Annotated in this window: 2 protein-coding genes and 1 pseudogene; all 3 read right to left on the reverse strand. The window is 68.0% G+C overall.

Annotated features, from left to right (window positions below; all coding sequences use genetic code 11):
* A pseudogene (locus VGE49_RS10445) lies at nt 1-227 on the reverse strand (hypothetical protein); the annotation flags it as partial.
* Nucleotides 221-2623 carry a TonB-dependent receptor plug domain-containing protein gene (locus VGE49_RS10450; RefSeq protein WP_331034494.1) on the reverse strand — a complete coding sequence of 801 codons (2403 nt, stop codon included), beginning with the start codon at nt 2621-2623 and terminating at the stop codon, nt 221-223. The pseudogene VGE49_RS10445 and the gene VGE49_RS10450, both read right to left, overlap by 7 nt.
* 365 nt (nt 2624-2988) lie before the next feature.
* The coding region (gene rplI / locus VGE49_RS10455) for a 50S ribosomal protein L9 (protein WP_331034495.1) at nt 2989-3454 on the reverse strand (466 nt) is incomplete at its 5' end.

Genomic DNA, 3454 nt, shown 5'->3' on the forward strand with positions numbered 1-3454 from the left:
GCCGGCAGGTCGATGCCGCGCGGCAGGGGCTCGGGCGGGCCCTTGGGATGCGCGCCCCAGGGGCTGAGGGTGCTCTCGTCGCCGACCTGAACCGCTGCCTCGGCCGGTCGGGACGCAGCGGCCGCGGCGGTCGCCGCCGCAGCCGCTGCGCCGCCCCCGACCAGCAGGGCCCGGCGCGAGGCGGAGGGGAGAACTCCCTCGCGCTCGGGTCCCGCCGTCGTCACCACTTCACGCTCAGGCGGGCGTAGCCGTAGCGGCCGTTGAACCCGAACGGAGAGTAGAAGGGGAAGCCCAGAACGCCGTTGCTGTTCAGCGTCGCGGGCACGAAGTCGGGGTATTCGTCGAAGACATTGTCCACGCCGACGGCCAGGCCGACGCGGTCCGTGACCTGGAAGCGGCCCTCCAGATCAAGCGTGGTCTTGGCGCCGGTCGAATAGTCGTTGGCCGGGGCCGAGCCAGGTTGCAGCACGTCGGCGTAGTAGGTCGCTCGCGCCGTCGCGCCCCACCGGCCCTGGCTCCAGTCGGCCGAGGCCGAGACCTTGGTGTCCGGCGTGCCTTCCTCGATGGTCAGGATGCGGCTGCGGGCGAACAGGGTCGGAACCGGGTTGAGCACCGACGAAGAGGTCGGCAGCTTGGTCACGCTGACGTCGTTGACGTTGGCGGCGACGGTGAAGTCCCAGTCGCCGGCGCTTTCGGTCCGCAGGCGATAGCGACCGACCACGTCCACGCCCTCGGTCTCGGTCGTCACGCCGTTGAGGAAGAAGCGCGCGGCCTGAACGCCCAGCGGGTCCAGCAGACCGGCGACCTGGGGCGAGAAGCTGCGGTTGATCAGTTCGGACAGGACGATCTGGTCCTCGATGGTGATCTTGTAGGCGTCCACCGTCAGGTCGAAATTCCCCAGGCGAACAACCGCGCCCAGCGAATAGTTGGTCGAGGTCTCAGGCTTCAGCGCCTTGGCGCCCAGGGCTGTGGCGACCGTGCTGGTGGCCGGGAAGGTGCCGGTTTCGACCACGGCGCCGTTCTGGATCACCGACGAGGTCGAGGTGAAGAAGCTCTGCTGCAACGACGGGGCGCGGAAGCCGGTCGAGACCGAGCCGCGCAGGGCGAAGTTGGAGCTGAAGTCGTAGCGGGCGGCCAGCTTGCCCGTCTGGGCGTCGCCGAAGTCGGAATAGTCCTCGACCCGCAGGGCGCCCTCGACCGTGAATTTGTCGGTCAGGGGGATTTCCACGTCGGCGTAGAGGGCCACGGCGTCGCGGTCTTCGTCCACCTCATTCGAGGGCTGGAAGCCGACGAAGCCCTGGGCGCCGCCGGCAAGGGCGGTGTTGGAGCCCAGAGGGCCGCGGTTCCAGGATTCCGGCTGACCGGCGTCGATCTTGTAGCCTTCCCGGCGGGCCTCCAGACCCCAGGCGAAGTTGAGCGGGCCGCTGAGGCCGACTTCGAACTGGCGAGCGAAGTCGGCGCCGAAGACCAGTTGGTCATAGGTCAGGCCGCCGGAATCAAAGCTGGTCGGGGAAGCCGCCCCGTAGGTCGAGTTCAGCGAATCCTCGGTGCGGAAGTCCAGGGCGTTGCGGCCATAGACCAGGCTGACGTCGGCGCTCCACCCGGCGATCTCGCCCTTCACTCCGCCCGCCAGCGACAGGTCCTGCGAGTTGACGGCGATCTTGGGCAGGAAGCCGTTGGGATAGACGGCGGGCACGTTGTTGGCGTTGTTGGCCAGACGCGGGAAGGCGGCGCTCTGGCTGTCGCGATCCTGATAGCCGGCCCAGCCATAGGCTTCCCACCCGGCGGCCAACGGCTTGCCGGCGTTGGCGAAGACGGTCCATTGCTCGACCTTGGGATCGCCGGCGCGGGCCGTGACGGCGGTCGGGGTGACGCGCGGGTCCAGGTCCGAGCGGTTGGTCGGCTCGCGGTTCAGATACTCGGCCGACAGGGTCAGGAAGCCGTCGGAGCCGAGGCCGAGGCCCTGCCAGGCCGAGGCGGTGACGGTGCGGCCGTCAGTCTCGTCACGCTCGCCTCGCGCGGTCTCGACCGTGGTGAAATACTGGCCGTAGGTGACGCTGGCGCCGCCGCCCTCGCGGGCTTCCTTGAGGCGCAGGTTGATGACCCCGGCGATGGCGTCCGAGCCGTACTGCGCCGAGGCGCCGTCGCGCAGCACCTCGACCCGGTCCAGGGCGCCGGTCGGAATGGCGTTGAGGTCGACGGCGGCCGAGCCGCGCCCGATCGAGCCGTTGACGTTGACCAGGGCCGAGGCGTGACGGCGGGTGCCGTTCAGCAGCACCAGGGTCTGATCCGGCGACAGGCCGCGCAGGGTGGCGGGCCGGATGGAGTCGGTGCCGTCCACGACCGACGGCCGCGCGAAGACCAGGGAGGGCACGCTCTGGGCCAGGGCGGCGGCGAACTCTGTGGTGCCGCGCGTCGACAGGGTCTCGGCCGTCACGACATCGACAGGGGCAAGCGTGTCGAGTCGCGAACGGTTGGGCACGCGGCTGCCGGTGACGACGACGTCGTCCACGGAGGTGCTGTCGGCGGGCGTTTCCTGGGCGGCGGCGGCTCCGGCGATCAGCAGGGCAGCGGAAGAAGCGGCCAGGAACAGGCCGGAACGGTAAGCGGGGGAACGGGTCATCTCGAGAGGTCAGCTTTTCTGATTTGAACGCAAGGGTTCGGGCGCCGCCGTTGACCGGCGTCGTGAGACTGCGTCGATTGTCTGTGTGGTCAGGGCCGGCGGCGGATCGGCCCGAAGGGGATCAGCAGCGGTCCGGACATCGCGCCGGTCGAACGACCGCGCGATGAATATCGGCGTAGAAGTGCATTCGCATCGTCATCTCCCGCCCATCGGGGAAGATGAGCTGTGACGATATTGCGGTGCGAAAACGGCGCGGAATATCGAGAATCTGTCAGAGAATTTGTAGAAAATCTAAATCGTTCAGCCAAGAAAAAGGGGCGCGTCCCGAAGGACGCGCCCCTTGATCGATACCGTCAGTCAACAGATCAGGCTTCGTCGCCGAAGCCTTCTTGTTGACCGGCGCCGCCCTCGATCAGTTCCTGGGCGGCTTGTTCGGCGGCGTTACGCTCGTCGTCGAACTGGGCGCGGATGACATCCTCGCCCTTGGCTTGACGCTCGGCTTCTTCGGCCGAACGCGCGATGTTGATCTTGACCGTGGCGCGGACTTCCGGGTGCAGGCGAACCGGCACTTCGTGGACGCCCAGGGCCTTGATCGCGACGTTCAGCACGACTTGCGAACGCTCGACCTTGCCGCCTTCGGACTGAATGACTTCAGCCACGTCGCGACCGGCGACCGAACCGTACAGGTGCCCGGTTTCACCGGCCTGACGGATCATGACGTAGGTCTGGCCGTCGATCTTGTCGGCGACCTTCTGAGCTTCGGCCTTGTTCTTCTCGTTGCGGGCTTCGATAGCCGCGCGGTCGAGTTCGAACGCCTTGAGGTTGGCCGAG

The organism is Brevundimonas sp. (assembly GCF_036405315.1).
GTDB lineage: Bacteria > Pseudomonadota > Alphaproteobacteria > Caulobacterales > Caulobacteraceae > Brevundimonas.

Coding starts and splice junctions, on each gene's coding strand:
- VGE49_RS10450 (WP_331034494.1), bottom strand. CDS start 2,623: ATGACCCGTTCCCCCGCTTACCGTTCCGGCCTGTTCCTGGCCGCTTCT.